Below are 25,721 nucleotides of genomic sequence, written 5' to 3' on the forward strand. Positions count from 1 at the left end.
CCGTGACGTTGTAGGCACTCCTGAGCAAGGCAACAGCGTGCGTCGCATACGCTAAGTTCATGTCCATCGAATCTTTGACCGCCCAACTACGCGCGTTCGCCCAAGAGCGGGACTGGGAGCAGTTCCACACTCCCAAGAACCTCATCATGGCCCTGAGCGGAGAAACGGGAGAGCTGGTATCACTTTTTCAGTGGCTCCAGGATGACAAAGTCGCCGATTGGATGCGCAACCCGGACAACAGGACTGCCGTTGAGCACGAAATAGCTGATGTCTTCGGCTACCTCCTTCGGCTGGCCGACATCTTGGGGATCGACCTCGACGACGCCCTCCGCGCCAAAATTCAGGTCAACGGCCAGAAGTACCCCGTCGAACTCTCCCGAGGCAACGCCACGAAGTACACCAACCTCGGCACGGAACAGACGGTCGAAGGCTAGGCTTCAGGAGACACTTTCGGGGGAAGAAGGAAGCATGAGTCTCGTTGTACTACAGCCCTGCGCGGCAGCCATCTCCAAGAAGCACTATGAGGACACCATCAAGTCCCCGGTGGACCTCCAGGAAATAGCAGGGCTGCTGAACCAGTCCGACGTCGACCAACTTCAACAGCTTTACCCGTCAGGAAAAGTCCCGCTGTGGGGCGCGAAGCCCGGCGAGAACAACCAGCACGTCGCAAAGTGGCAGCGCATGCGGCCCGGCGACATCGTCCTGTTCGCCAAGAACAACGAGTTCTTTACGCTCGGGGTGATCACCTACCTCTTGCGGAGTCCCGCAGTAGCCACGCGGCTGTGGGGGACAGCAGAGACCGCCAACGGCATAACCCAGACCTGGGAATGCATCTTTGCCATCGACGAACTCAGGACGATTGCCATCCCCTACATGGAGATCAACCGCGTGGTCGACCGCAAACCCAACGCCACGGTCATGGAGTTTCAGGTCCTCCCGCAGGACAAAAGCGACGCCGTCCTGGCCTACTTGGACATGGTCGGCAACGACTACACCCCGGTGCCCGATGAGCCGGCTTACGAAGAGACCGTCGAGGATCCAAACTTTGCCCAGATGGAGTTCCGGGTTGAAGCCACGCGCCGGGCAGAGCAGGCATTCCTGCGCACGCGCCTCTTTCCCGGCGACACAGCCCACTGCGCCATCTGCAGCCGGGAGTTCCCGGTACGATTCCTGGTGGCCGGTCATATCAAGCGACGGGCGGCATGTACTGACGCGGAAAAGCGCGACTACGCCAACGTCGTCATGCCCAACTGCACATTCGGCTGCGACGCCCTGTTCGGGCGCGGACTCATCTCAGTCGACGACAACGGCATGTTCCAGATCAGCCCCATGCTTGAATTCGGCGACGCCGCGGGGCAGTACCTCCAGGAATTCGTGGCTGGGCGCTCCTGCGATCTCTGGATTCAGAACGAAGCTACGAGACCGTACTTTGACTTCCACTGGAACACAGACTTTAAGAAGGCCGTTTTTGACACGGTTAGTGCCTAAACGACCAGTCTCAACGGCGGAGATGGGCCAGCATTTCAGGCGTGGTCAGCAGAACGCGCGGAGAGGACGCTTTAGTCTGGATCACCACTCCCTCGAGTTCCTGCCCGTCGTCCAATAGTTCCGCTACCCACTTGGCGCGCTGCTTATTTACGTAGCCGACTTTCCGTTCGGGACGGCCAACGGTAATCGCGACCGCGTTGGGGTCGTGCTCGTTGTCGGACTCACGCTTCACAGCCACGCGCTGGCCGTTTCGGAATTTGAACGGCCTCTCAGGGTCTTCGTAGTAGCCCATGCCAACTACGCGAAAGGCAAAGATGTTGAAATGGCGCAAAGCCAAGGTGTTGTAGTCCACGAGCTTTCCATCGGGAAGGGCGAAGTCCAGGCCGTTGTTCGACGGGACCAATTTCAGCGGCGGTAGCCCATCGGGATCGGCGACCAGGAATGACTTGGCCTCCTCGGTCCCGATGTAACCGGCACGATAACCCTTCACGGTCTGCCCGGCAGCTTGCGCACGCCGTTTCTCAGCCTCATAAACCTTGCTGGTAGCCGTCGACTGCTTGGACGGTTCGGCTCGACGCTCCTCCACCAGAGGTGGGCGGTCAGCCGGATCAGGGCGCGGAGTCGTTGCGGGTGGGCTGGGCGTGGGGGCATGCAGCTGCTGGGAGGCTGAAGTTCCCCTGGTGTCCACGCCAACGACTGCCTTCTTGAACCGCTCCCAAATCCCCATGCCCCGACTATATAGGCGGTCTGCATGCCTTACTGTCGATTAGCACGAACGAGGCTGCCATCTAGTATGGCCCGGGTAGGGGCGTCGCAATCTCTGGTTGGACGCATTCAGGGCCCCTTTGCCGGCAGTGGTCCCTCCCCCTCCGGCGGGTGAGGGGGGTCGCGCGCGCGAGGACAGTCACCGTCTATTCTTTGCAGACGGCCCTCCGCCTCATCCCCCCGCTCAGGGATGGGAAAGCACTCGGCAATGCATACAATCGAGTGATGCCCAGCAGACAGTTCCAAATCCAGATGATCCCCAGATTCATCGGGCGAAATTGGAAGTACGTAACGAGCTATGCAGGAACCGCGGCGGTCATATTGGGTGGCGGGCTGGTTGCCATCCTTCCGGTCTTTTTGGAGAAGGATCAGCCAAAAGACTGGGGCTCCGACATAGTGACAACAGCATGTTGGATCGGTGTGGGTGTGGCACTTGCCGCTGTGGGTTCTATCGGCCAAAGCGCGTCACTGCTGAAGCTGCGAAAAACGCTTGACGACTCAACTCGCCAGGCCACTGTTGCAGAAGCGGTTGCTATGCGCTCCGTCATCCATCGCAACCTTGAGCGACTCGAGGCAATTCGACGGGTTTCAACGTCACAAAGCGAGGCCAAGAGACTTGCTGAGTACAGCCCTCTTGTGGCGGATGTCTTGGGTAAGCTCCAGGGCTACTTCGAGCGAGGGGGAACGCCGGTCAAGGTTAACTACTACCGCCTCACCAAAGATGACGCGGGCAACTACCGCCTAGAAGTCGTAGACAAGACGTTCAGTGTTCGGCGAGCGATCATCTCCGGTGACGTCGCCGAAGATCGGCCGATCCTGGTGAGGACTCTTCGCGGCGGCGGGGAATACTGCCCGGACATGGATGACAGCGTTTGGCACGACGATGGCAGCCACGAGCCGCACACACCCGCGGCGAGGCGCGATTATCGCTGCTACGCGTCCGTTGCCGCCGTCGTAGATGGAAACATCCACGGCATGCTCTCCATGAACACGCCGACCCCAAAGGGCTTACCTGAAAAGCTGGCCCTCGAATACTTGGAAGTTTTGGGTCTGATTTTGGCTGTTGCTGAATCGTCTCTCGGCCTTTCCCAGCCGCACAGGTTAGGGGAACCCATCGGAATGTCAGAGGTCGAAAGTATGGTCGAGGAACAGTAGACTCATTGGCACCACCAAGATGCAGGCTCGGCTGTGGTATCTGGAAGGAAACACAAAATGACCGCAAACGTGAAACGGAAGACTAGGTCCCGTAGCAGGAAGGCCGTGTCCCAGAGCACTTCTTTCGACGTTGCAGTTAGAAGGGCCGCTGACGAAATGCGCCGGGAACTTGAGCAAGCACGGGTGGAAGAGCAGCGCAAACTCGACGAAGAACGAGGCAATTGGTTCCGGCGTTGGGTGAAGAACGCGCACGCCTAACTTCTTGTGGAACTCCTGCGCCTGCCATCAGCAAAGCCGCTATCTTGGGCCGACCAATCACGCTAATTCCGCGTCTGGCAAAGTATCAAGATGCTCACGCTCGTCTTGGGCCCCAAACTGGGTCAAGCGCTGGCGGTTGTCTTGGTTCAACTCGTCATCGTCTGGCGAGTAGGTTCCAAGATCCAAGCGCACGGCTTCGACGTAGTCGAGTAGCCGGAGAGCGAAGCTGTCCCTGGCGGCGACACACAAATCCAGGGCCTCCGTTTTGTTTGTGAAGTGACGTATTCGCTGTTCTTCGTCTAAAGCCCGTTCATGATCCCCCTCGGGGTTTTCCAGGAAGTAAGCCCCGGCGTAGCTATTCACGAAGTGTGAATGTGCCACGGCTGATTCCAGAGCGCGTGCTGCATAGCGCACAGCCGGCGAGCCTATAACTTTCACCCCGGCGCGTTCGATCACAAGCTCTTCCGGGTTTACTCCAGGAAGGTCCTCATATGGCATTGCTTGAATGCGGGCGTGCTGCGATTGCGCGGCCAGCATGAACTTCATGTAGGCCTCTTGCTTTTGGTCGCGGAGCCAAGTGTCGTGCTCGCGTTTGTGGCTGCGGTCCCACTGTTCTTCGTTGGCGCGCTGTGAGGATGTCAGTGTGTCAACCGTATTGCGGCGGTTGATATAGGCGGTAAGGCCGGAACCGCCAAGCGCACCCAGCAGAGCGAACATGGCCGGCAGAATTAGCATAAATGATGGGTCATTCACTGGAAGCTCGCTCAGACATTGGGAAATGTCGCCTGGGGGTCGCCGTTCGGGCAGCGGTCCACGTCCCTGCCGTCGACGCTCAAGGTCCCAGACCAGACGAATGTATCGCCCAAGCCAGCTAGCTTGGCGAGGGGGTAGCAGGTGCTTACCTCTTTGTCCGCGGCGACGGTCCCGTTGGTGATGTTTTCTTGCTTGGACGTCGTGAGGTTATAGATGAAGTTTGAGACTTCTCTTCCGTTTTGGAACTTGGCACCGATCTGATAACCAGTCTTGCCATCAGGACTCCAAGCCGTCACGGAGTAAAGAACGGCCCCGGTCACAGCAACCTTGTCAAGGTGAACTCGACGAACATGAGTTTGCCGTCCCTAAGCAACCGCACTTGGTCGAGGTCAGCGGCCTGGGAGGATGAATCGCCCTCCGCGTCTTTACAGACGGACTCCCCAATTTTGGCTTTCGCGGACGGGGTGGGTGACGCCGAGGCCGACGCCGGCCTGGTTTGAGAGTCCGCTGGTGTCGCTTCCGATTCGGTCCCGCAGCTCGTCAATGCCAACGCGGCAACCGCCAATATCCCCCAAGTTTTCCCCATGGGGCCCATCTAACCATGACACGTGGACGCAGAGCCCCACATTTCAGGGCTGCGGCCAGCCCCACTCATCCTGCTTCCCATAGCTGACTCGCCTCAGTTAGTCCCTGCGGATGCGCCAGAGGGCGGGACTGGAGGTTCCCAGTCCCGCCCTCGACGGGCCTGGCGTTTGTCAGTTCGTCAGTAGATCTGACTTTAGGCCGCTGTAAACGTCGCTCAGCCAGTCCATTTCCGACCAAGTGTTGTTTTTGAGCGGGAAGCTAACGGAGAGCCCGTTGTCGTAAACGGCTGTAAATTTCAGGCGAGCTGGGTTTTCTTCCTGAGTGTACGGGCCTGAGTCCGTGACCCTAAGTGCAGTGATAGTGGCACGCGGGATCACCTCAACTTCAACCTTTTTGTCGTCCAGCCCAAACCGGGAGTGAAACAGAGCGGCCTTGGTGAATACTGCCACCTCGAATTCCTCTCCATGGCCTCCATCAGAATTCGTCTTCACGCCGGCAATGGCATGCAGCACTTCATCATCGCCCCCGACGGCAGAGCTCAACCGGGCGATGACCGCCTGTACGTGCCGCGTACCGGGGGAGGGCTCCCCCTGGTTGCTGTACTGATAACGGTCAATCTCCCAGTCTTTACTGGAACTGTTGAAACCATCGCTAATCAGTTTCGCGGTCTCGGTGTTAGATCTTGCCATTTTTCGAGGTCCCCCTTGTTGTAGGCGTCTGTGCCGAAGGAATTCTCCCACGGCCGCGCCCTAATGCCCGTCATGTCGCTCGAACGGGATCTTGCAAGAGGCGGGCGGATAAACCGCACTCCGCTGCGGCTTTTGTTTGACGTCTCCAATGGTTCTCTTCCAGCCACCGTTAGAATCGTCGGGTGCCTCTCGACATCGTTCAAGTGCAGATTGTTGGCAATGACCCATGGGCCGCTTTATTGCCTCTGGTAGCCATACTGATTTCCGTAGCCTCCGTTGTGCTCACTTTCTGGTTTCGGTGGTCTGATAGCGCAAAGGTCGAACTCACGGTGACGTCCGCCATCGTGGGAACGGAGCCTCCGCGTCACTTCGTGGCGGTCAAGGCAACCAACAAGGGACGTGCGGGGACGACTGTCGTCGAGTCCGTAGTACTTATACCGAAGTCCGGCAAAGTGCAGCTGATACCTACGCGCTTCCAACTGTGGGAGACACCTCTGCCTTGGACGCTCGGGCCAGGGGAATCAAAGACCCGATATTTTCCTGAAGACTGGGTTGCGACGGTTGTCGAAGAAAATGCGTTGGATCCGAAGTCATTTCGGGCACGCGCAAGCACAGGACACGGCGAGTACAAGTCGAGAAAGTCCGATCTGATCGCACGGATACTTGATCGCCAGTCAGATTCAATGCCGAAGTAAGGGGCTCTCAGCGATGACCAGGGTCCTGCGCCGTGCGCCGCATTCCGAATGGGTCGAGATGTATCGACAAGGACTCGGGTGCGCCCAGATTGCCCAGTTGGTGTCAGTGGCCGTCAATACCGTCCGCTACCACATCCGAGTTGCCGCTATCGCAGAGCCAAGCCTGAGGGAGGAGCATGCAGGCAAACTGCGCACGTCGGCAAGAGTGAGCAAAGCGGGGATAGCGAATATGAGTGCAGTCGTGTCCCTTTACGCCTCGGAAGGCCGCCTTCCCTCGGCGAGACCCTCCCGCACGCGTGAACGCGCGCTGGCGGCCTGGCTACTCCGACGTCGGCAGGATGCCGAAAGAGGCACGCTTTCCCCGGTGTATCGGCAGGGATTGGCGTCAGTTCCCCTCTGGGATCAGCGGAGCCGGAAGGCCGCTGATGAAGCACGTTGGAAGGACCGCTTGCGGGTTCTGGTTATCTACATGGCTTCCGGTAATGAGTGGCCGCGTCACAAGGAAACAAACTCAGAGGAAGAACACATCCTAGGCGTATGGCTGCATGTTCAACGGGCCAAGTCCCGCGCCGGAGATCTGGCCGACGACAAGGAAGCCCTCCTAAATGTGGCGCTGCCGGGGTGGCGGGTAGGACGAACTAGGGGTCGCAGGAAAGCACAGTCGTAGCCTCCCGCTAAGGTCTCCAACATGGTGAAGTTTGACGCTGAGGGATTCATGGCCATGATGAGCCGCATCGACGGCGAGCAGGAGGGCAACCCGTATGAGGAATTGGAACCGGACTACGAGTACCTGCACTTGGACGCGCGGTGTGGATGTACGTGCCATCGCTAGGGTGGGGGATGATGTCCATGATCGAATTGCTACTTTAAGTCGCTCAGGGTGGTCGTGAAATACCTGGAGTGGGATCGGAATTCATGCAAACGGCTGATGCTGGAGATGTTGTTCCAGAGCGATATATTGTCAATTTCGATGTCCTGCGCGGGGAGAGTCACGAGATTGCCTATCTGAAGGAGTCGTTTGAGATCCTGAAGGAAACTGGGTCGTGGATTGCCTTAGCGCTATCAATCCGGGAAGAGGGGCAGGGAGATGAATTGCCGCGTGACCAGGCAATTTGTGCCGGTCAGTTGGTCCGAATGTATAAGATCACGCGTCTGGTATTGCGTCAGATAATTGACGACCATGGTGGAGATCACCAGATGGCGCTCTCTCGTGAGTTTCTTGAATCGGCGTCCACCGTTGCCTACCTTCTTGATGCGCCGTCAGACTCTGGACGGTTCCTGTCCTTTCTCCATGACAGCCTGATTCAAGAGTCGCAATTGCTGAAAACAATAGAGGGCCTGGTCAAGCAGCGCGGTGGCGAAGTCTGGCCGATAGAGGAGCGCATGCGTAGATCGGCCCTCGATACCTTCCGTCAGGCCGGCGTGGATCCCTCAGAGGTTCCTTCCCGAAAAAACAACGGATGGCCACCAGCGGAAGCACGCATCAAGCTTTTGGGCCCTGCCGCCTATACGGCGTACCGAGCGGGGTCCTCAGCCGTACATGGGACATGGTCGGACGTCCTGCGAAACCACATCGAGTCTGAAGGCCAGGGTTTCGTTCCCGTCTTCGAAGCAACTGAGTTCCGTCCTCAGGTACTCCTGATGATGGGGGTCCTCAGTACAGTGATTTTGCAGGGGTACGTTGGCGTATTCGCACCGACGCCAGCTCCTTCGATCGTTGAAGCCCTCACCGACCTTCGCGAGCGTATTAAGGCATTGGACGCAGCGCATGAGGAATTCTTGAAAGGCGTAGTCAGTGATGGAGAGGCCTAGCGGGGGACGGCACAGTGCCACCAACCGTTGAGCTGGGAGATTTGGACGCGGACACTTTTGACTGGTCCGTGCTCGGCACATATCTGCAAGACGTGCCCGTCGGACAATTTATGGGTCTGAACGGTGCCCTCGCGAGATTGTCCGCGGACGACAACCAGCCGGAGCATGTCCAACGCGTCGCGTGGGTTCTAGGAAGCATATGCTTCCTACACTGTGAACCTGGCGACAGAATGACACCCTTTCGACCTGCCATCCAGTTGGAGGGTCAGCGGAGCTTCTCCATCGATGACCTTTCAAATCCGACGCTTGAGTACCTAGACGCCATTGCTCAGCACATAGCCCGTCCAGACCTGAGAGGACGGGTACGCGACGTCGTCTGGCTCAGACGACGAAACCTCGGCGTAAGCAACGCGGTTGAAGCCATAGAGGCTTATAGTTCCCTTAGCCTTGGCGGGACATCCTCGGTTGCCGGGCACTATATCGTTGAGTGTTGGGACAGAGCGATGTGCCTCGGCCGGATGCTTCGGGGACCTGCTGAAGATTCCTTGACCCAGGTGGAAGACCAGATATGTCAGGCTCTAGATACACGCTTGGCAGCAATGGACTCCTTAACCTTCGATCTATCCTCCTTGGCCCGAAGGTACGGTATTGGGCGAGAAAGTGCCCATGAGCGAGCATGTGCCTTCCGCGGAGTAGCTCGTCAAGCAGGTGCAGAGGGCAAGTTCCTCTTAGAACGAGCCCTATTGACTGAAGCCCGGGAATGGCAAAGCTTCGTCGCCAGGGAGACCTTCTATTGGGCGATCTCGACTGAGTTGGCGGAATCCTTTGAAAAGGAAGCTGACGCCGTTGAACAAAGCGAATCTCCCAGCTATATCAGGGTTGCGTCGCTGCTTGAAAAGGCAATCCAAGTTCACAGAGAGATTCCTAGGCGATACCGAAGTCAGCGGTTTGACACAAGTATGCGGGAACTTCGTCAACGGCACGTATCCGCAAGCGCCAGAGGTATGGAGGAGTTTTCTCCATACGAGTCCGAGCCCATTGACCTGGCTGACATGGCAATAAGCGCAGAAGCTCACGTGAGAGGTAAAACGACTGTTGAAGCGCTATTTGCCCTGATTACACTCTTCCCCATACCGGGCTCCCAATCGTTTAGCAGGGCAGCGCCGGAACGGGGCGAAGGTTCGGTGGTGGACATCCTAGGCACAACAGTGATGACAGCCGAGGGGCTAACGGTTGCGCGAATCCCGTCCGCGCTTTCCGGCACAGATGGTGAGCTGGCACGGGCTAGGGCTATCCAGGATTACGTGATGTCCATAGAGCTCCTGGTGAAGGGGCGAATAGTCCCGGCGTTGGAAGTCTTTAGCCGCGAACACCACGTTCAGGCTCGTGAACTCGCCCATTTGGTAAGGGAGTCTCCGGCGGTGCCTCCCGGGCACGAGGTCTTCTGGCTCAAGGGCCTCGCAGCCGGATTCAATTGGGATTTTCTGACCAGCGCCCACATTCTCGTCCCTCAGATCGAGGCGTTCCTGCGTTACCTCCTTAAGGAACGTGGCATCGACACGACTACGCGCGACGCGGACGGCATCCAGTCAGAGGCAGCGCTGGGTACATTGCTTGCCATGGACGAAACCGCAGATATATTGGGGCATAACCTGCAGTTCACGTTGGATGCTGTCCTTCTTGATCGTCTCGGACCGAACTTCCGAAATCACCAGGCCCACGGGCTTCTTGTTGAAGGATCAGCTGCTGGGTATGTCGCCGCTTACGTCTGGTGGCTGTGCTTATACCTCGTAGTCTTGCCTTTCTGGGCTGCTGGCAGAACGCAACAGCCCGGGGACCAAGAGTCGGCGTAGCCTTTCGGTACGTTTTCGGCGGCTTGGTATGGCGTTGTTGGGTAAGCTGGCGCGGTGTAATTGCCAGCTCTCCAGTCGCACGACCTGAGCAGACATTGTCGGCCATAGGTGGCCGTGGGCCGAGCAGTGGTATCCGAGATTGATTTCGTCGGCAAAATCCATCAAGAGAATGAAGAAGTAGTGAGCGAACAACCGGTAACAAAACGCCGCTTTCTGACGATCGAACAAGTAGCCGAGGAGCTAAACGTCGGGCTGCCTCAAGTCAGGGCATTACTCAAGACAGGAGAACTTCGAGGGATCCAAATCGGTGGGCGGGGTATGTGGCGGATCGGCCAGACGGACCTGGAAAACTACATCATCAGCGCCTACGAACAGACGGCAGCCCGAATCCTGAACGGTGACCTCTCGCCCGAAGAGGACTAACCTCCGCTGGTCGAGCCTCATCCGTCCTTCTCTCCGAGTGTCTAGCTTGACTTGCCTAAACAGTGGGCCCGATGATTTTGGAGACTTTCGCTGACGACAGTACGAGCGGCTGGTCGAAAGTAGTGTAGGCATTGTCCTTGATGTTGAGGCTCTCGATCAAAGCCAGGAATACTTTTCCGATGGCTGGGTACAGTATCGGCATCTGGAGCTCCAATCGCTTCTCAGATTCCTCGATGAGAGCGTCCATAATTTCGCGATCTCCCTCTGAATCGCCCCAGCCCATGGACACCCTTAAAAACTCGCGGTCACCATCCCGGCTGTTGTCATTGAAATGGCCATACGCGCGTCGCTCCGCCGCTGTGCCAATGACGGCAAAATCAAACGCCACATCTTGGCGGCCTGGCACCCAAGTACGACCATCGTGGACTAACTGGACGCCTCCACCCAACAAACCACTCGGGTGCGCAGGTGCCTGTCCATACGGGTAAACAGACACTGTGGAGAACTCGATGTCGTTCATCACTGCGAATGCTGCGTGCGCCGCTTCATGGAAGGCCGCATGAGACAACCAGCCATGCATAGGGCAATTCACCTCGTCCTGGTCAGCCAGACTAAATTCTTGAGCTCCTCGGACAGGCTCGTCCACTGCGCACTTCCTTTCGGTGTTTCTGCTGACGTGCATTTCTAACTGGATGGCACCATCTTGAGCGAGCAGTCGCCTGACAATCATGACCCGGGTCAGCCGCGCCGCCCGCCTGCCGAAAAGGCCCAACGCTCGACCTCGTCCGGCCCGACTGTGCGGCCCGCGTGCGACAGGCCTTCTGCCCACTCAACCATCTGGCTCAGAGCCGATTCATAGACTTCTACACCATAATTTGTGGTTCGTGGAGCGAAGTCTGAGTTCCCGGTCTCTCGGAACAGACTAACCAGCACTCGGTTATCGACGATGAGGCACGGGTGGCTGGGCTCACCACCGCCTGCGAAGTAAAGGAACTTGGTAAAGAAATTCGGGCCTAGGAAACCTATGGCATTGCGGCCGGGCTGCAACAGCAAAAACGCACCCCTCGGATCTGTGACCGACAGCCTCGCTGCGTCGCGAAGCAAGAGCCCAGCATGGTCAGGCCGGGCTTCGATCGAGGCGATGCGCCGCGGTGAATTGCGGTGATTAGTTCCGGTGCCCCAAGCCAAAGTGCTCCACAGCAGCTGCAAGGCGCTACCCCCGGTTTCGTCGTCCCTTGCAGCTTGGGCCATGGCGAAGAGGTGCCCGCGATCAATCCAGTCCTCGCGGCCATCCGCTCCAGCCACCGGGCCACCACGGAGGTGCAGGATGCGATTGTTCCACCAAGCCAAGTTGAGACTAAACCCGTGTTGCTGGATTGCCTCCCTACGCGGATGCTGGTTGGTCCAACTCCTGAGAGCTTCAGGTGGCGTTGCCGTGCTGGTCGGGTTCATACGATCAGACTAGGAGATCGCGAGCGGGATCGACCGGCCCGGCACGGCCCTGGACCGCGAATGTTGGATGCGGTGCAGTCTGCGTCGGAGTAACTGGGGGCACAGCAGTCCTGGCCATGTCCTGGTGGACACACCAGTAATATGTTGCGAGTGTCGAATGGGCTGAGCGCGAAAGGTGTAGAAGGGATGGGACCTCTGCCGGAGCGCCAATTGGAATTGCTGAAGCGTTTCGTTCTGCGCGTGAGGATAGTCCAGGATCACTCGCTTGCGGGCGACCTTTTGGAACTCCGAAAGCTAGCCAAGGTGGAAATCAAGGCAGTTCTGGCTCGAAGTACCGTCACAGGCGAGACCAAGGTTAGCTTGCAGCCGGTGGACCTGATCCCCACCGAGCAGTTGGAGTCTGCCGCGGCCAGAGTTCGACCCATATTCCTGAAGAGCGACGGAGTCCACTACGAAAATGTCCTTGATGCTGTCAATACAGTGTTAAAGGGCAGGTCGGGGGCTTCAGAATTCCGAGCAAAAGCATCAGAGTTGCGTACGAGCTTCCGCAACGCGGACCCAGACTATCCCCACGGTAAGCCGCGAGACCCATGGGACGGTGGCGTTTTGTCGCATAAACAACTGGCTGGATCGTGGCTGTACGGAAACCTGTTGCATGAGGATGAAATACGACGCTCGTACGGCGGCAAAATGGCCTTGGAAGAGATGTACGTGGCGGCCATGAGAACCGTGGCCTCGGAGATGCTGGCAGCAGTAGAGACCTTGCATCTGATTGAGCGTCTGCAGACACGAGGCTGGCTCGAATTGCCGGATGGAATTTTTACGGACGAAGTCACAGTATCCGCAACGTCTTGGGTGCCGCCCGGCAAGGCCACTTTGTATGTTGCCCCCGTGAACACGCCGATCCCATCCGACTTGGACGCGGATGTGCTGTCTAGCGACGGTTGGAAGAATGCAGTGGACGAATACCTCCCTGGGCAGGCCAAGAACAGCTAACTAACACCCTGCCGGCCTGCGTGCCTCCCAGCGATTCACCGCAGGCGCGAGGGTTACGCGTCCATAGACTATGGATGGGTAATACGAAGGAGGGACATACATGGGGGACGTTCCGTCGCAGCTCTCGGCCGAAGACGCGTGGGTCTGGTGGCGCGCACTTATGGAAAACATAGTCGACCTTCTCGAGGATGCAGAGGCGTTAGTCGGTCGTGGCTCCGCTGGTCGTGCCCTCTCATTGGTGGTTCTGGCTTGCGAAGAGCTGGGAAAGGCCGTGTGGGTCTACAGGGCAGCGCATGCCGCATGGGACGGTCACACTGACGTTGTGCTAATCCCCGCGGACTTCGAGCGTCTGGCTAGAAAGCATCCACCCAAGCTCAGGACGGCCAAGCGCTACGCCTCTTGGTTAGAGAAGGAGTTTACTGGCGAATGGCCGGCAAGGGACGACAGCGGCGACGGCGCTGAGTTCGCCGAGGTAGCTGACCATCTCAACGACATGAAGCAAGCAGGCTTTTATGTGGACTGGAAGGCCGGTGCACTTCGGCAGCCTGGCAGTACTGCGGCGCGCTCCTCAGTTGTCAATGAGTTGGAGGCGGTGGCGCGGGCAGCTCACCTGCTCTACGACGAGAATTGGATGCGGGCTATCATGCGACCCGACCAATTTCGCCCGCTATATGGGATGAGTCGTCGGCTCGGACAACTTGCCCATCCTGAGCTGCACGGGCGTGGGGCCGGTTCCCCGGCGGAGAAGCCTTGACATATCTCCGGTCTTGAATGCGACTTCGAACGGGTTGCCGGTGCGGTCTTCGTCCGGGACGCCGGGCAGGGACAGCCTCTGTTGGCGGAGTCAGTGGAGCAGGCAGTTAGAGTGAGCCTCATGGACGGGGACGAAATTTGGTGGGGGCGGCTCCGGCTCGCGATGAAGGCTGTTCGACACTGGGAACGCCGGACCGGAGAGCGGGATGAAGTGGAGCCTGGGAGTTCCATAGCCAGGGATGACGACGGGCTGACTGGGCATCCCGTCCGAACCGGAGCCTGGTACGGGCTCATAGTCGCCGTGGACCATCTAGGTCTGGTGGCGGACCTTACCCGGGACGGTCTGACGCTACGGCCGTCGTCTATCTTTACTGTGACGAGGGCAGCCTTGCTCGGCGCGTCTCAGGCCGTCTGGCTGTTGTCGGGCAGCCGCGAGGACCGGCGCTGCCGGGCATTGTCCATTGAGTCTGATGAGCGGAAGCAGCACCGGGGCTTCGTAAATGACTTTGCTCGCGATGACTATGTGAGAGATAACCAAGCACCCGACTTCGTTGAGGGGCTAGACCAATTGGCGCAGCGGCTAACCGAAGAGCTGCTGTCCTTGCGGGGGCTTCGCAAGGGACGGCCATATGACGGCGACTTCGTGTCCACAACGATGATGCGTGAGGCTGCCGCCCACTTGGCTGGACGAGGTAGTAACGATGATTGGTTCCGGTTAGCTCTAGCTGCCGAATGGCGGATGGCCAGCGCCGCGGCGCATGCTCGATCCTGGCCAACTTATGTACGGCCGACTGAACGCACCAGCCTTCCGGGCGGCGGCGCGGTCCTGAGTATGACTTCCAGTCTGGAAGACGTGACGAAGTCTTATGTGGCCGCCGTTTTGATGACGAGCGAGGCGTGGCGATTATGGGATTTGAGACGGCAGCCGCATGTCTGAGTCACTCGAGGTGGGACCCTCTGTAGCAACCCGTGTAGCAACGCGGCTGATTTCGTAGTTGTTCGGGGGTGTCTGTCTTTGATTCCCTTCCTTATATAGGCCGGTTTTCAGTCAGCAGTGAATGGCGGCGAATGCTTAGCCGGAGACTGGGGGTCAAGGGGTCGCAGGTTCAAATCCTGTCAGCCCGACCAGCAGAAATAACCGCTCCATCACTGGAAAGAAAGTCCGGTGATGGAGCGGTTTTTTGTTGGCCAGCGATCCTCAGGAGCCCGGCGGCTCCGCGGGTTCCCGATGACTTTTCGCGATGACGGCGGAATCGGGCCGCCGCGCCCTATTTTACGAACCGCGACGTCCGCCTGTCCGCGAGGATCTTTCCGTTGGTCTGGCATCCGGGGCAGTACTGCAGCGCCCTGTCGGCAAAGGACACTTCGCGGATGGTGGTCCCGCATACCGGACACGGCTGTCCCGTCCGTCCGTGGACCCGCATGGTGCTCCGCTTTGCATCCTTCAGCTCGTTGGGAGCCTTCCCTACTGCCTCCGCGACGGCGGCCCCCAGCACGCTGTGGATGGACTCGTACAGGACCCGGACAGTGTTCTCGTCAAGAGTCTTGGACAGGGCGAACGGGGAAATCCTGGCAGCATGGAGTATCTCGTCGCTGTAGGCGTTGCCGATTCCCGCGATGACTCCCTGGTTGCGAAGCAGACCCTTGATCTGCTGTGGACTGGCCGCGAGGATTCCGGCAAAGGTGGCCAGGTCGAATGACGCGCTCAGGGGATCGGGGCCAAGCGTGGCGATTCCGGGCACATCCTGCGGGTCCCTGACCACGTGGACGGCGAGGCTCTTCCTTGTGCCTGCCTCGGTCAGGTCAATCCCCACATGAAGGTCGTGCCGGGGTCCGCCGGGCGCGCCTGCGACGTCAGCGGCGGCCTTCATGAACTCCAGCCGTGCGGCAATATAGCCCTTGCCCGGGCGCAGGACGGCCGGTGACGGCGATTCGGTGTAGCGGAGCCAGCCGGCTTTGGCCAAATGGAAGGCGAGCTGGATCCCGCCGGCATCAAGGACGATGAACTTGCCCATGCGCTGAACACCCGTAATTTCCCGGCCTTCCAGCGCTGAATAGGGCGGATCCGCCGTCTTGAGCACGGCAAACGAGACGATCTGGATTTTCGTCAGGATGGCGCCGCGGAGCCGGGTGTCCAGGAAAGCGCTCAGGCCGGCCACCTCGGGTAGTTCAGGCATGTCACCACTGTGCCACAAGCATGCGACAGGGGCTGCTCACCGGCCCGCCCAATGTGCCTATACTTTCAGCGGCGGCTTGTTCTGCAGACCTCCGTTGACATTGCTGACCGACCGACATTGCTGATTGAACCGATGAAAGGCCCCGTGATGAGCAACATTCCCGAAGACCTGTCCTACACCGCCGAACACGAATGGGTGTCCGCTCCGAACGCCGAGGGTGTGGTGCGGGTGGGTATCACGGATTTCGCCCAGGATGCGCTGGGAGACGTCGTGTACGCACAGATGCCCGAGGCCGGTACCAAGGTGAAAGCGAACGACGTCGTGGGTGAGGTTGAATCCACCAAGAGCGTGAGCGACATTTATGCCCCCGTCAGCGGCGAGGTCGTTGCCCGGAATGAATCGTTGGACACAGATTCGGCGCTCATCAACTCAGATCCCTACGGCGACGGATGGCTCATCGAAGTCAAGCTCGCCGAGCCCGACGCCTTGGAGTCGCTGCTCAGTGCATCCGAGTACGAACAACAGGTAGGCTAAAGACAACCGGTATGTGGAGGCCGGCTGCTGAGCGATCAGCAGCCGGATAACAGGCCGTTGGACCGGATCTGCCAGGCTTTTCCGGAGTGTATGCGTTGTTTGCAGGGGGTATCTGCAACGGAAAAGGAGGAATCCATGGTTGGCCACGAACAGAACCACGGCGGTGGTGATTACGGCACAGGTGGAGTGAAGTCTTCGGAGACCACGTCCATCCACCTCACGCCGGTCCGTGATGAGCCGATCATTGCGCACAAGCTCTCTCTTGAAGAGCGCGCAGCCGTGGAGGCGCTCCCCTTCGGTTCAGCCCTGCTGGTCGCGCACAGCGGACCCAACACTGGGGCGAGATTCCTGTTGGACTCTGACGTCACCACTGCCGGGCGCCACCCGGATGCCGATATCTTCCTCGACGACGTTACGGTATCGCGCCGTCATGTTGAGTTCCGCAGGACTGCACGCAGCTTCGAAGTGGTGGACACCGGCAGCCTCAATGGGACCTATGTGAACCACGACCGCGTGGACAGCGTGGAACTCAAGTCCGGAAATGAAGTCCAGATCGGCAAGTTCCGCCTCACTTTCTACCTCAGCCCTGCCCGCGCAGCAGGCAACGTCTGATCCCGGGGTAGCTGCCTGTGGCACTGGCACAGCCCGAAAGGCGAGGACCCCAGGTCCTGAACATCGGGGAAGTCCTGGCTCAATTGAGCGATGACTTCCCCGGTATGACCGCGTCCAAAATCAGGTTCCTTGAGGAAAAGGGTTTGATCAACCCGCGGCGCACCCCGGCCGGATACCGGCAGTACGCGGACACGGATGTGGAACGGCTTCGCTTCGTCCTGGCCCTCCAGCGGGATCAATACCTCCCCCTGAAGGTCATCAAGGACTACCTTGATGCGATCGACCGGGGGGAACGCCCGGAAAATCTGCCCCCCGGGGTCACCGTATCGCCGCGGATCGTTTCCGACGAACTGGCCGCGGAGCTGCAGAACAAGGTCCGCAGGCTCAGCGAGGAACAACTGCGTGCCGAGTCCGGGGCGAGTGTGCCGCTGCTGCAGTCATTGCTGAGCTACGGCCTGATCGGGCACGTCAATGGGAAGTTCGACGAACATGCCCTGCAGGTCGCCCGCACGTGCGTCCAGCTGGAAAGCCACGGACTCGAACCCCGGCACCTGCGGCCCTTCCAGGCTGCCGCTGAACGCGAATTCGGCCTCGTGGAACGCGCGGTGGCAACGTTGACCTCGCGGAAGGATGCGGCGTCCCACGCCCGCGCCGCTGAGGCCGCCCGTGAAATCAGTGATCTTTGCCTGACCCTGCACCGTGCCCTGGTGCAGGACAGGATTTCGCGAATGGACAGCTGATGATCGAAGTCGAAATCGTGGGTGTGCGGATTGAGCTGCCCTCGAACCAGCCGTTGGTGCTGCTGAAGGAGATTCACGGGGAACGCCACGTCCCCATCTGGATCGGCACCCCGGAGGCGAGTGCCATAGCGCTTGCCCAGCAAGGCGTGGTGCCCCCGCGCCCCATGACCCACGACCTCCTGATCGACGTCGTCGAATCCCTTGGCCACAACATCGTCAGCGTCAACATCGTGGCCGTGGAGGACAACATCTTCTACGGCCAACTCCAGTTCGAGAACGGCACCACAGTCAGTTCCCGGGCATCGGATGCGCTGGCGCTTGCCTTGCGCGCCAAGTGCCGGATCTGGTGTGCGGACGCCGTAATGGACGAGGCCGGGGTCCGGATCACCGAACATGACGAGGGTGAGGACACCGAGCCAGGCCCCGCCGTGGACGAAGAAGGGGAGCTCAGGCGCTTCCGCGAGTTCCTGGACGACGTTGAACCTGAGGACTTCGACGGCTGAGGCCACATTAAGCTTAAACTCGAGGCTGAAAGTTTCGACACGCCCCTGAAATGCGGCCAGCATCTTTGACCTTGGCCTGCGGCAGGCCTAACGTCGAAGGTACCAAGTTCCCATTGCATACAACAGCCGCGCAAGTCACACTGGAAAGTGCAGCCCCGGCCTAATTACACGGATGAATTTCACATTCGTCCAGCTGTTGCTGCAACTTCCTTAGGGGAGCATACGACGAGGAGGATCCAGTGAGTCCGAAAGGCGAAGCAGGCGAACTGAAGCACGCTTCAACGGCAGGCGTTGCGCTGCCCGCGAGCGGTGCCCAGGGCCTCCTGTTCACGGAAGATCTTCCGGTTCTTGACGAGGACGCAGGCTACCGCGGTCCCACCGCGTGCAAAGCCGCGGGCATCACCTACCGTCAGCTGGACTACTGGGCCCGCACCGGGCTTGTTGAACCCGCAGTGAGGGGCGCCGCCGGTTCCGGGTCGCAGCGGCTTTACGGCTTCCGGGACATCCTGGTGCTCAAGGTTGTCAAGCGTCTGCTGGACACGGGGGTCTCGTTGCAGCAGATCCGCTCGGCAGTTGAACACCTGCGGGAACGCGGTGTTGAAGACCTTGCGCAGATCACCCTGATGAGCGATGGCGCGAGCGTCTACGAGTGCACGTCCGCGGATGAGGTCATTGATCTTGTCCAGGGCGGCCAGGGCGTCTTCGGCATCGCAGTGGGCCGGGTGTGGCGTGAAGTGGAAGGCAGCCTTGCGGCGCTTCCCAGCGAGCACGCATCGGAGCAGTCCTTTCCCGACGACGAGCTGAGCAAACGCCGGGCTGCCCGCAAGATCAGCTAGCCTGGAAATCCAGACCTAAACACACAGGACAGGCCACCTTTCGACAAGAAAGGTGGCCTGTCCTATGTTGTGGATCCTGCTTGATTCCGCCCGCCCTTGCCGCCCGGGCCGTTGCCTCCGGGCGGTCTGGACTAGCGGTGGCTTCGGTTCCGGACGGAGCCGTTGGACCGCACAAGGTTGCCCAGCAGGGTATCGAAGAGCCCGGCGGCGTTCTTGGCCGAGTCTCCGGGCCAGTGGTGAATGGAGTGGGCCGCGCCCTGGATCTGCTGCCAGTTGGCTTGTTCGGGAATGTGCGGGGTAAGAAGGAGCTCGCCGAACATGGACTGCATTTCGGCCAGGCGGAAGGCGTGCTCGGACGAGCCATGGCGAACGCGGTTGGCCACAATGCCGGCCGGGGACAGACTCGGGGCGAACTCCTGCCGGAACAGTTGGATGGCCCTGAGGGTCCGCTCGGTTCCGGCCACCGAGAACAGGCCGGGTTCCGCCACGAGGGTCACCTTGTCGCTTGCGGACCACGCCATCCGGGTCAGCCCGTTCAGCGACGGGGGGCAGTCCACGAGCACCAGTTCATAGTTGTTGGTGCCGGCGAGCACGGTGGATAAGCGGCGCAGATCACGGCGGCCCAGGTCCGGGCGGTCGTAGACGCCGGTGTAGGCCGAGCCCACAGCCACGTCCAGGATGCCGCTGCCGGCGTGGCCGGCACGCGCAACCCACCCGCTGGGAACGACGTTTTCCGTGAGGCGGGCACGCCTCGGGTTCTTGAGCATGCGCCCGATGTCCAGTTGGTCCCCGGGCGCAACGCCCAAAGCCGTGCTGGCGTCCGCATGGGGATCAAGGTCCACCACAAGAGTGGGGATGCCGGCGGCAAGGGCCGCAGACGCCAATCCGGTGGTGACCGATGTCTTGCCGACCCCGCCTTTGAGGCTGCTGATGCTGACTACTTGCACTTGAAAAACCAATACCTAACGCCGGTTGCCGTGTTGGGATAGTGCCGGCTCCGGCTATCCCCGGAGCGGGGGCGAGCTGACGCAGCCCCCACTCATCATATGTCGGCGCGGTGTTGATTCCCGTTTCATCCCGCACGGGGGCTGTGCCCCGCCCCCACCCGGCACTAAGCTGGAAAAGCCCATAGGCGGGCAAGCCTGCCTAATCAACTGCTCATGACGGATAATTCTGTGATGGTAGACACAATGATTTGTGTTTGCAGTTGCCCGTCTTAGACACTGTGACCACCTACCGATCCACCCGCAATGATGCAGGAGAAGCATGTTTTCCAAGATTCTGGTGGCCAACCGCGGCGAAATCGCGATTCGCGCATTCCGCGCCGGCTACGAGCTGGGCGCCAAGACAGTAGCTGTGTTTCCTAACGAGGACCGCAACTCGATCCACCGCCAGAAGGCTGATGAGGCGTATCTGATTGGCGAGGAGGGCCACCCTGTCCGGGCCTACCTCGACGTCGACGAAGTGGTCCGGGTGGCCAAGGAGTCCGGTGCCGATGCCATCTACCCCGGCTACGGCTTCCTCTCCGAAAACCCGAGGCTCGCACGGGCGGCGGCCGAGGCGGGCATCACGTTCGTGGGTCCGCCCGCGGAGGTTCTCGAACTTGCAGGCAATAAGGTCGCTGCCCTCGAGGCGGCCCGCAATGCCGGTGTGCCCGTGCTCAGGTCCAGCCAGCCCTCGAAAGACCTCGACGAGCTGATCGCAGCCGCCGACGAGATCGGTTTCCCCATCTTCGCCAAGGCCGTGGCCGGCGGCGGCGGCCGGGGCATGCGCCGGGTGGATACCCGTGACGCCCTGCCCGAAGCCCTCCAGGCGGCCATGCGCGAGGCAGACGCCGCATTCGGCGATCCCACCATGTTCCTCGAACAGGCCGTGTTGCGCCCCCGCCACATCGAAGTCCAGATCCTGGCCGACGCCGAGGGCAACGTCATGCACCTCTTCGAGCGCGACTGCTCCATCCAGCGGCGCCACCAGAAGGTCATCGAGATCGCTCCTGCGCCCAACCTTGATGAAGGCATCCGCCAGGCGCTGTACCGGGACGCAGTGAAGTTCGCCAAGGCATTGAACTACGTGAACGCCGGCACTGTGGAATTCCTGGTGGACACCGTTGGCGAGCGGGCAGGCCAGCACGTCTTCATTGAGATGAACCCACGCATCCAGGTGGAGCACACCGTCACCGAGGAAGTAACCGACGTCGACCTCGTCCAGGCCCAGCTCCGGATCGCCTCCGGCGAGACGCTCGCGGACCTCGGACTCTCACAGGAGACGGTCCAGCTCAAGGGCGCCGCCCTGCAGTGCCGCATCACCACAGAGGACCCTGCCAACGGCTTCCGGCCGGACATTGGAAAGATCACCGGTTACCGATCCGCCGGCGGCGCCGGAGTCCGGCTCGACGGCGGCACCGTCTACTCGGGCGCCGAAATCAGCCCGCACTTCGACTCGATGCTGGTCAAGCTGACCTGCCGCGGCCGGGACTATCCCACCGCCGTCGCCCGGGCCCGGCGCGCCCTCGCCGAATTCCGGATCCGCGGCGTGTCCACCAATATCTCCTTCCTGCAGGCCGTCCTGGACGACCCCGACTTTGTGGCCGGTGACGTCGCCACCTCGTTCATCGACGAGCGGCCCGGGCTGCTGAAGGCCCGCGTCTCCGCGGACCGCGGCACCAAGCTGCTGACCTGGCTCGCCGAAGTCACCGTGAACAAGCCCAACGGGGACCTTAAAGTCCATTCGGACCCCGCCGCGAAGCTGCCCCTCATCACCGACTCAGGAACTGTCAAGGGCTCGCGCCAGCGGCTGCTTGAGCTTGGCCCGGAGGGATTCGCCAAGGCCCTGCGCGCCCAGGACGCCGTTGCCGTCACGGACACCACCTTCCGCGACGCGCACCAGTCGCTGCTGGCCACCAGGGTTCGCACCCGGGACCTGGTCGCGGCCGGCCCCGCCGTTAGCGCCCTGATGCCCGGACTGCTCTCGGTTGAGGCCTGGGGCGGAGCCACCTACGACGTTGCCCTGCGCTTCCTGGGGGAGGACCCGTGGGACCGGCTGGCGGCGCTGCGCAAGGCGCTGCCGAACATCTGCCTGCAGATGCTGCTCCGCGGCCGGAACACTGTGGGCTACACGCCCTACCCCGAAGAGGTCACGGAGGCATTCGTCAACGAGGCGGCGGCCACCGGCATCGACATCTTCCGGATCTTCGATGCCCTCAACGACGTCAACCAGATGGCACCGGCCATCCGTGCCGTCCGGGCAACCGGCACCGCCGTCGCCGAAGTTGCGCTCTGCTACACCAGCGACATGCTCGATCCGGACGAAAAGCTCTACACGCTGGACTACTACCTGGAGCTGGCCCAGAAGATTGTTGACGCCGGCGCGCATATCCTGGCCATCAAGGACATGGCCGGGCTGCTGCGCCCCGCCGCCGCTGCCAAGCTCGTGAGCGCCCTGCGCGAACGTTTCGACCTTCCGGTCCACCTCCACACCCACGACACCGCAGGCGGCCAGCTGGCCACGCTCCTCGCAGCCGTGGACGCCGGAGTGGACGCCGTGGATGTGGCGTCGGCATCGCTGGCCGGAACCACCAGCCAGCCCTCCGCGTCCGCGCTGGTCGCCGCGTTGGCCCACACCCCCCGCGATACCGGACTGAGCCTGGCGAAGGTCAGCTCGCTGGAACCGTACTGGGAAGCCGTGCGCCGGGTCTACGCACCGTTCGAATCCGGCTTGCCGGGCCCCACCGGACGCGTGTACCAGCATGAGATTCCCGGCGGCCAGCTATCGAACCTGCGGCAGCAAGCCATGGCCCTCGGCCTCGGCGAACGCTTCGAAGCCATTGAGGACATGTACACAGCGGCGGACCGCATCCTGGGCCGTCTCGTGAAGGTCACACCCTCCTCCAAGGTGGTGGGCGATCTGGCCCTGCACCTCGTGGGACTCAACGCGGATCCGGCGGACTTCAACGAGAACCCGCAGAACTACGACATCCCGGATTCGGTGATCGGGTTCCTGTCAGGCGAACTCGGTGATCCTCCCGGAGGCTGGCCCGAACCGTTCCGTACCAAGGCACTGCAGGGCCGCAGCGTGAAGGTCCGGGACGTCGAGCTCAGCACGGAGGACAGCGCCGCACTCAAGGGCGACTCCAAGACCCGTCAGCAGACCCTGAACCGGTTGCTGTTCGAAGGTCCCACCAAGGACTACCAGAAGAGCGTGGAGACCTACGGCAACCTGTCTGTGCTGGACACCCGGGACTACCTCTTCGGCCTGCAGCGCGGCGCCGAGCACGAGATCGAGCTGGAAAAGGGCGTCCGCCTCATTGCCTCGCTCGAAGCGGTTTCCGAACCGGACGAGAAGGGTATGCGCACCGTGATGTGCACCCTGAACGGCCAGTCCCGGCCCGTCGTGGTCCGAGACCGGTCCGTGGTCAGCAACGTCAAGGCCGCGGAGAAGGCGGATCCGGCCCAGCAGGGCCACGTTGCCGCGCCGTTCGCGGGAGCCGTCACCCTGGCCGTCAAGTCCGGGGACGCGGTGAAGGCCGGTGACACCGTGGCCACCATCGAGGCGATGAAGATGGAAGCGTCAATCACGACGCCGGTGGCCGGCACCGTATCCCGGCTCGCGGTCGGCGCGGTGGAGCAGGTGCAGGGCGGAGACCTGCTGCTCGTCGTCGAGTAGCCAGTCGTAAAAAGCAGAAGGGTCCTTCCGGCCGAAGCCGGAAGGACCCTTTTTGTTGATTGGACTTTGTCGTGTTTCCCCTTGCTGTTTTTCTGCCGTGCCGTGCCGTGCCGCGTGGCTAGTGCTGGCCGGAGGGCTCCGGGCGGGCAGGGCGCCGCGCCGCATACATCTCTTCGATCACGTTCTCGAAGTCCTTCATGACCTGGGCGCGCTTGACCTTCATGGAGGGCGTCAGGTGACCCGAGGCTTCAGTGAAATCAGACGGCACGATGCGGAACGACTTGATGGCCTCGGCCTGGGAAACGGATTGATTGGCCTTGGTGATGAGCCCTTGGACCGCGGCTTTGATCGCGGGATGCTCCGCCGCCTCAGCCATGGTGGTGACGGCTGCGAGGCCGTGGCGGTGCAACCATCCCGGCAGGGCCTCCTCGTCCAGGGTCACCAGGGCCCCGATGAAGGGACGGTTGTCACCCACCACCAGCACCTGGGACACCAGCGCGTCAGCCCGGATCTGGTCCTCCAGGAGTGCGGGCACCACGTTCTTGCCGCCTGCGGTAACGATGATTTCTTTTTTGCGTCCGGTAATCGTGAGGAAGCCGTTCTCATCCAGTTGGCCGATGTCGCCGGTCCGCAACCACCCGTCCACGAAGGCCTCGGCCGCGAGGTCAGGGCGCTTGTAGTACCCGCGCATCACGCAGACGCCCTTGGCGAGGATCTCGCCGTCGTCCGCGATCTTCACCGCGTTGCCGGGAAGGGGAGCGCCCACGGTGCCGATCCTGATCAGCGACGGGGTATTGACCGTGATGGGAGCGGTAGTTTCGGTGAGGCCGTATCCCTCCAGGATCTGCATGCCGATGCCCTGGAAGAAGTGGCCCAGCCGTTCGCCCAGCGGCCCCCCTCCGGAGACGGCGTGTGCAACCTGGCCGCCCATTGCGGCCCGGAGCTTGCCATACACAAGCCTGTCGAACAGGGCGTGCCGCAGCCTGAGTCCGAGTCCAACCGAACCGGACTGCTTGGCGCGCGAGTAGGCGATGGCCGTGTCCGCCGCCTTGTGGAAGATGGCGCCCTTGCCGCCGTCCTCGGCCTTCGTCAGGGCGGAGTTGTAGACCTTCTCGAACACGCGCGGGACGGCGAGGATGAAGGTGGGCCGGTAGCTCTGGAGGTCCGGGAGGAGGTGCTTGATGTCCGGCGTGTGGGCCACCGTGACGCCGCCGGCAACCGCCAGGACCGAGATGAACCGCGCGAACACGTGGGCCAGGGGCAGGAACATGATGGTGCGGGCATGTTCGTGGACAATCCCGGACAGCGACGTCGCCAGCGCGTTCTCGGAGAGTTCCACAAAGTTGCCGTGCGTCAGCTCGCAGCCCTTGGGCCGTCCCGTGGTCCCGGAGGTGTAAATGATCGTGGCCACATCCGTCAGGGAGGCTTTGTTCCGCCGCTCTTCGAGCTGGTCGTCACTGACACTGGTCCCGGCCGCACGCAGTTCGTCAAGACCGGCGCCCTCAAGCTGCCAGACGTGGGCGAGGGAACCGAGACCCTCGGAGGTGGCGGCCTGCCGGATGACATCCTCGTGGTGCGGCGACTCGGCGAAAGCGGCCACGGCACCGGAATCGCCGAGGTTCCAGGCCACCTGGCTGGGGGAGGACGTCTCATAAATGGGCACGGAGATGGCGCCTGCGAACCAGACGGCGAAGTCAACGAGCGCCCATTCGTACCTCGTGCGGGACATGATCCCCACCCGGTCCCCGCCCTGCACTCCGCTGGCGATCAGCCCCTTGGCGAGTGCATTGACGTCCGCCAGGAAGTCAGTGGCTGTAATGTCCTGCCACTGGCCCGCGGCATCGCGCCGCGAAAAGAGGGACGGGTTGGAGGACTTGGCGGCCTGGCGAAGCACCAGATCGGTGATGTTCGTTTCCGGGGGCACAATCACCAGGGGCGGAACACTGAATTCGCGCACGATAGCTCCTTTGATATCCATTG

Annotated in this window: 25 protein-coding genes and 1 pseudogene; 17 read left to right on the top strand and 9 right to left on the bottom strand. The window is 61.0% G+C overall.

Going from position 1 to position 25,721, the window contains the following annotated elements; all coding sequences use genetic code 11:
- Nucleotides 1-59: 59 nt before the first annotated feature.
- Nucleotides 60-434 (top strand): nucleotide pyrophosphohydrolase, encoded by a 375-nt coding sequence (locus ACP4XC_RS07700; RefSeq protein ID WP_427174302.1) that lies wholly within the window; start codon nucleotides 60-62, stop codon nucleotides 432-434.
- A 34-nt stretch (nucleotides 435-468) separates the two neighbouring features.
- Nucleotides 469-1,488, top strand: coding sequence for a hypothetical protein (locus ACP4XC_RS07705; RefSeq protein ID WP_427174303.1), 1,020 nt, complete (start codon nucleotides 469-471; stop codon nucleotides 1,486-1,488).
- 10 nt (nucleotides 1,489-1,498) lie between these two features.
- On the opposite strand, the gene ACP4XC_RS07710 is transcribed toward ACP4XC_RS07705, so the two are convergent.
- Entirely contained in the window at nucleotides 1,499-2,215 is a 717-nt protein-coding gene (locus tag ACP4XC_RS07710) for an HIRAN domain-containing protein (RefSeq protein ID WP_427174304.1), read from the bottom strand.
- Nucleotides 2,216-2,478: 263 nt separating this feature from the next.
- Here ACP4XC_RS07710 and ACP4XC_RS07715 point away from each other — a divergent pair, with 263 nt between their 5' ends.
- Nucleotides 2,479-3,408 (top strand): hypothetical protein, encoded by a 930-nt coding sequence (locus ACP4XC_RS07715; protein ID WP_427174305.1) that lies wholly within the window; start codon nucleotides 2,479-2,481, stop codon nucleotides 3,406-3,408.
- Between the two features lie 315 nt (nucleotides 3,409-3,723).
- Here ACP4XC_RS07715 and ACP4XC_RS07720 read toward each other — a convergent pair whose 3' ends face one another.
- From ACP4XC_RS07720 to ACP4XC_RS07730, 3 genes are all read right to left on the bottom strand, one after another.
- Entirely contained in the window at nucleotides 3,724-4,383 is a 660-nt protein-coding gene (locus tag ACP4XC_RS07720) for a hypothetical protein (RefSeq protein ID WP_427174306.1), read from the bottom strand.
- Nucleotides 4,384-4,430: 47 nt separating this feature from the next.
- Nucleotides 4,431-4,739 (bottom strand): hypothetical protein, encoded by a 309-nt coding sequence (locus ACP4XC_RS07725; RefSeq protein ID WP_427174307.1) that lies wholly within the window; start codon nucleotides 4,737-4,739, stop codon nucleotides 4,431-4,433.
- A 435-nt stretch (nucleotides 4,740-5,174) separates the two neighbouring features.
- Entirely contained in the window at nucleotides 5,175-5,693 is a 519-nt protein-coding gene (locus tag ACP4XC_RS07730; protein ID WP_427174308.1) for a hypothetical protein, read from the bottom strand.
- A gap of 182 nt (nucleotides 5,694-5,875) precedes the next feature.
- On the opposite strand from ACP4XC_RS07730, the gene ACP4XC_RS07735 reads away from it, so the two are divergent.
- From ACP4XC_RS07735 to ACP4XC_RS07760, 6 genes and pseudogenes are all read left to right on the top strand, one after another.
- Nucleotides 5,876-6,388: a hypothetical protein gene (locus ACP4XC_RS07735; RefSeq protein ID WP_427174309.1), complete on the top strand. Its 513-nt coding sequence runs from the start codon at nucleotides 5,876-5,878 to the stop codon at nucleotides 6,386-6,388.
- 688 nt (nucleotides 6,389-7,076) lie between these two features.
- Nucleotides 7,077-7,220, top strand: a complete 144-nt coding sequence (locus ACP4XC_RS07740) for a hypothetical protein (protein ID WP_427174310.1) — start codon at nucleotides 7,077-7,079, stop codon at nucleotides 7,218-7,220.
- An 83-nt stretch (nucleotides 7,221-7,303) separates the two neighbouring features.
- On the top strand, nucleotides 7,304-8,200 hold the full coding sequence (locus ACP4XC_RS07745; protein WP_427174313.1) for a DUF5677 domain-containing protein: 897 nt from the start codon (nucleotides 7,304-7,306) through the stop codon (nucleotides 8,198-8,200).
- Nucleotides 8,201-8,310: 110 nt separating this feature from the next.
- Nucleotides 8,311-8,730: pseudogene (locus ACP4XC_RS07750) on the top strand (DUF7380 domain-containing protein); the annotation flags it as partial.
- A gap of 213 nt (nucleotides 8,731-8,943) precedes the next feature.
- Entirely contained in the window at nucleotides 8,944-10,053 is a 1,110-nt protein-coding gene (locus tag ACP4XC_RS07755; RefSeq protein WP_427175052.1) for a DUF4209 domain-containing protein, read from the top strand.
- Nucleotides 10,054-10,179: 126 nt separating this feature from the next.
- Complete coding sequence (locus ACP4XC_RS07760) at nucleotides 10,180-10,476, top strand: helix-turn-helix domain-containing protein (protein WP_427174314.1); 297 nt, start codon at nucleotides 10,180-10,182, stop codon at nucleotides 10,474-10,476.
- Between the two features lie 55 nt (nucleotides 10,477-10,531).
- Here the strand turns inward: ACP4XC_RS07760 and ACP4XC_RS07765 are convergent, their stop codons facing one another.
- Together ACP4XC_RS07765 and ACP4XC_RS07770 are read right to left on the bottom strand one after the other, a co-directional pair.
- Nucleotides 10,532-11,122 carry a hypothetical protein gene (locus tag ACP4XC_RS07765; protein WP_427174315.1) on the bottom strand — a complete coding sequence of 197 codons (591 nt, stop codon included), beginning with the start codon at nucleotides 11,120-11,122 and terminating at the stop codon, nucleotides 10,532-10,534.
- A gap of 92 nt (nucleotides 11,123-11,214) precedes the next feature.
- Nucleotides 11,215-11,928 carry a hypothetical protein gene (locus ACP4XC_RS07770; RefSeq protein WP_427174316.1) on the bottom strand — a complete coding sequence of 238 codons (714 nt, stop codon included), beginning with the start codon at nucleotides 11,926-11,928 and terminating at the stop codon, nucleotides 11,215-11,217.
- A 150-nt stretch (nucleotides 11,929-12,078) separates the two neighbouring features.
- On the opposite strand from ACP4XC_RS07770, the gene ACP4XC_RS07775 reads away from it, so the two are divergent.
- A complete protein-coding gene (locus ACP4XC_RS07775; RefSeq protein ID WP_427174318.1) occupies nucleotides 12,079-12,924 on the top strand; it encodes a hypothetical protein in 846 nt (281 codons plus the stop codon).
- A gap of 100 nt (nucleotides 12,925-13,024) precedes the next feature.
- Nucleotides 13,025-13,678 (top strand): AbiV family abortive infection protein, encoded by a 654-nt coding sequence (locus ACP4XC_RS07780; protein ID WP_427174319.1) that lies wholly within the window; start codon nucleotides 13,025-13,027, stop codon nucleotides 13,676-13,678.
- A gap of 1,267 nt (nucleotides 13,679-14,945) precedes the next feature.
- On the opposite strand, the gene ACP4XC_RS07785 is transcribed toward ACP4XC_RS07780, so the two are convergent.
- Entirely contained in the window at nucleotides 14,946-15,854 is a 909-nt protein-coding gene (locus tag ACP4XC_RS07785) for an Fpg/Nei family DNA glycosylase (protein WP_427174320.1), read from the bottom strand.
- 147 nt (nucleotides 15,855-16,001) lie between these two features.
- Here ACP4XC_RS07785 and gcvH point away from each other — a divergent pair, with 147 nt between their 5' ends.
- From gcvH to ACP4XC_RS07810, 5 genes are all read left to right on the top strand, one after another.
- On the top strand, nucleotides 16,002-16,388 hold the full coding sequence (gene gcvH, locus ACP4XC_RS07790) for a glycine cleavage system protein GcvH (protein ID WP_427174322.1): 387 nt from the start codon (nucleotides 16,002-16,004) through the stop codon (nucleotides 16,386-16,388).
- 135 nt (nucleotides 16,389-16,523) lie between these two features.
- On the top strand, nucleotides 16,524-17,000 hold the full coding sequence (locus ACP4XC_RS07795; protein ID WP_427174323.1) for an FHA domain-containing protein: 477 nt from the start codon (nucleotides 16,524-16,526) through the stop codon (nucleotides 16,998-17,000).
- A 23-nt stretch (nucleotides 17,001-17,023) separates the two neighbouring features.
- Nucleotides 17,024-17,740 carry a MerR family transcriptional regulator gene (locus tag ACP4XC_RS07800; RefSeq protein WP_427175053.1) on the top strand — a complete coding sequence of 239 codons (717 nt, stop codon included), beginning with the start codon at nucleotides 17,024-17,026 and terminating at the stop codon, nucleotides 17,738-17,740.
- Nucleotides 17,740-18,243, top strand: a complete 504-nt coding sequence (locus tag ACP4XC_RS07805; RefSeq protein ID WP_427174324.1) for a bifunctional nuclease family protein — start codon at nucleotides 17,740-17,742, stop codon at nucleotides 18,241-18,243. Before ACP4XC_RS07800 ends, ACP4XC_RS07805 begins: the two co-directional genes overlap by 1 nt.
- A gap of 239 nt (nucleotides 18,244-18,482) precedes the next feature.
- Complete coding sequence (locus ACP4XC_RS07810; RefSeq protein ID WP_427174325.1) at nucleotides 18,483-19,079, top strand: MerR family transcriptional regulator; 597 nt, start codon at nucleotides 18,483-18,485, stop codon at nucleotides 19,077-19,079.
- Between the two features lie 131 nt (nucleotides 19,080-19,210).
- On the opposite strand, the gene ACP4XC_RS07815 is transcribed toward ACP4XC_RS07810, so the two are convergent.
- Entirely contained in the window at nucleotides 19,211-20,026 is an 816-nt protein-coding gene (locus ACP4XC_RS07815) for a ParA family protein (protein WP_427174326.1), read from the bottom strand.
- 319 nt (nucleotides 20,027-20,345) lie between these two features.
- On the opposite strand from ACP4XC_RS07815, the gene ACP4XC_RS07820 reads away from it, so the two are divergent.
- Nucleotides 20,346-23,741: a pyruvate carboxylase gene (locus ACP4XC_RS07820; RefSeq protein WP_427174328.1), complete on the top strand. Its 3,396-nt coding sequence runs from the start codon at nucleotides 20,346-20,348 to the stop codon at nucleotides 23,739-23,741.
- A 118-nt stretch (nucleotides 23,742-23,859) separates the two neighbouring features.
- Here the strand turns inward: ACP4XC_RS07820 and ACP4XC_RS07825 are convergent, their stop codons facing one another.
- Nucleotides 23,860-25,698 (bottom strand): AMP-dependent synthetase/ligase, encoded by a 1,839-nt coding sequence (locus ACP4XC_RS07825; RefSeq protein WP_427174329.1) that lies wholly within the window; start codon nucleotides 25,696-25,698, stop codon nucleotides 23,860-23,862.
- Nucleotides 25,699-25,721: the final 23 nt, after the last annotated feature.

Origin of the sequence: Arthrobacter sp. 92 (genome assembly GCF_050260325.1) — a bacterium.
Lineage (GTDB): Bacteria > Actinomycetota > Actinomycetes > Actinomycetales > Micrococcaceae > Arthrobacter.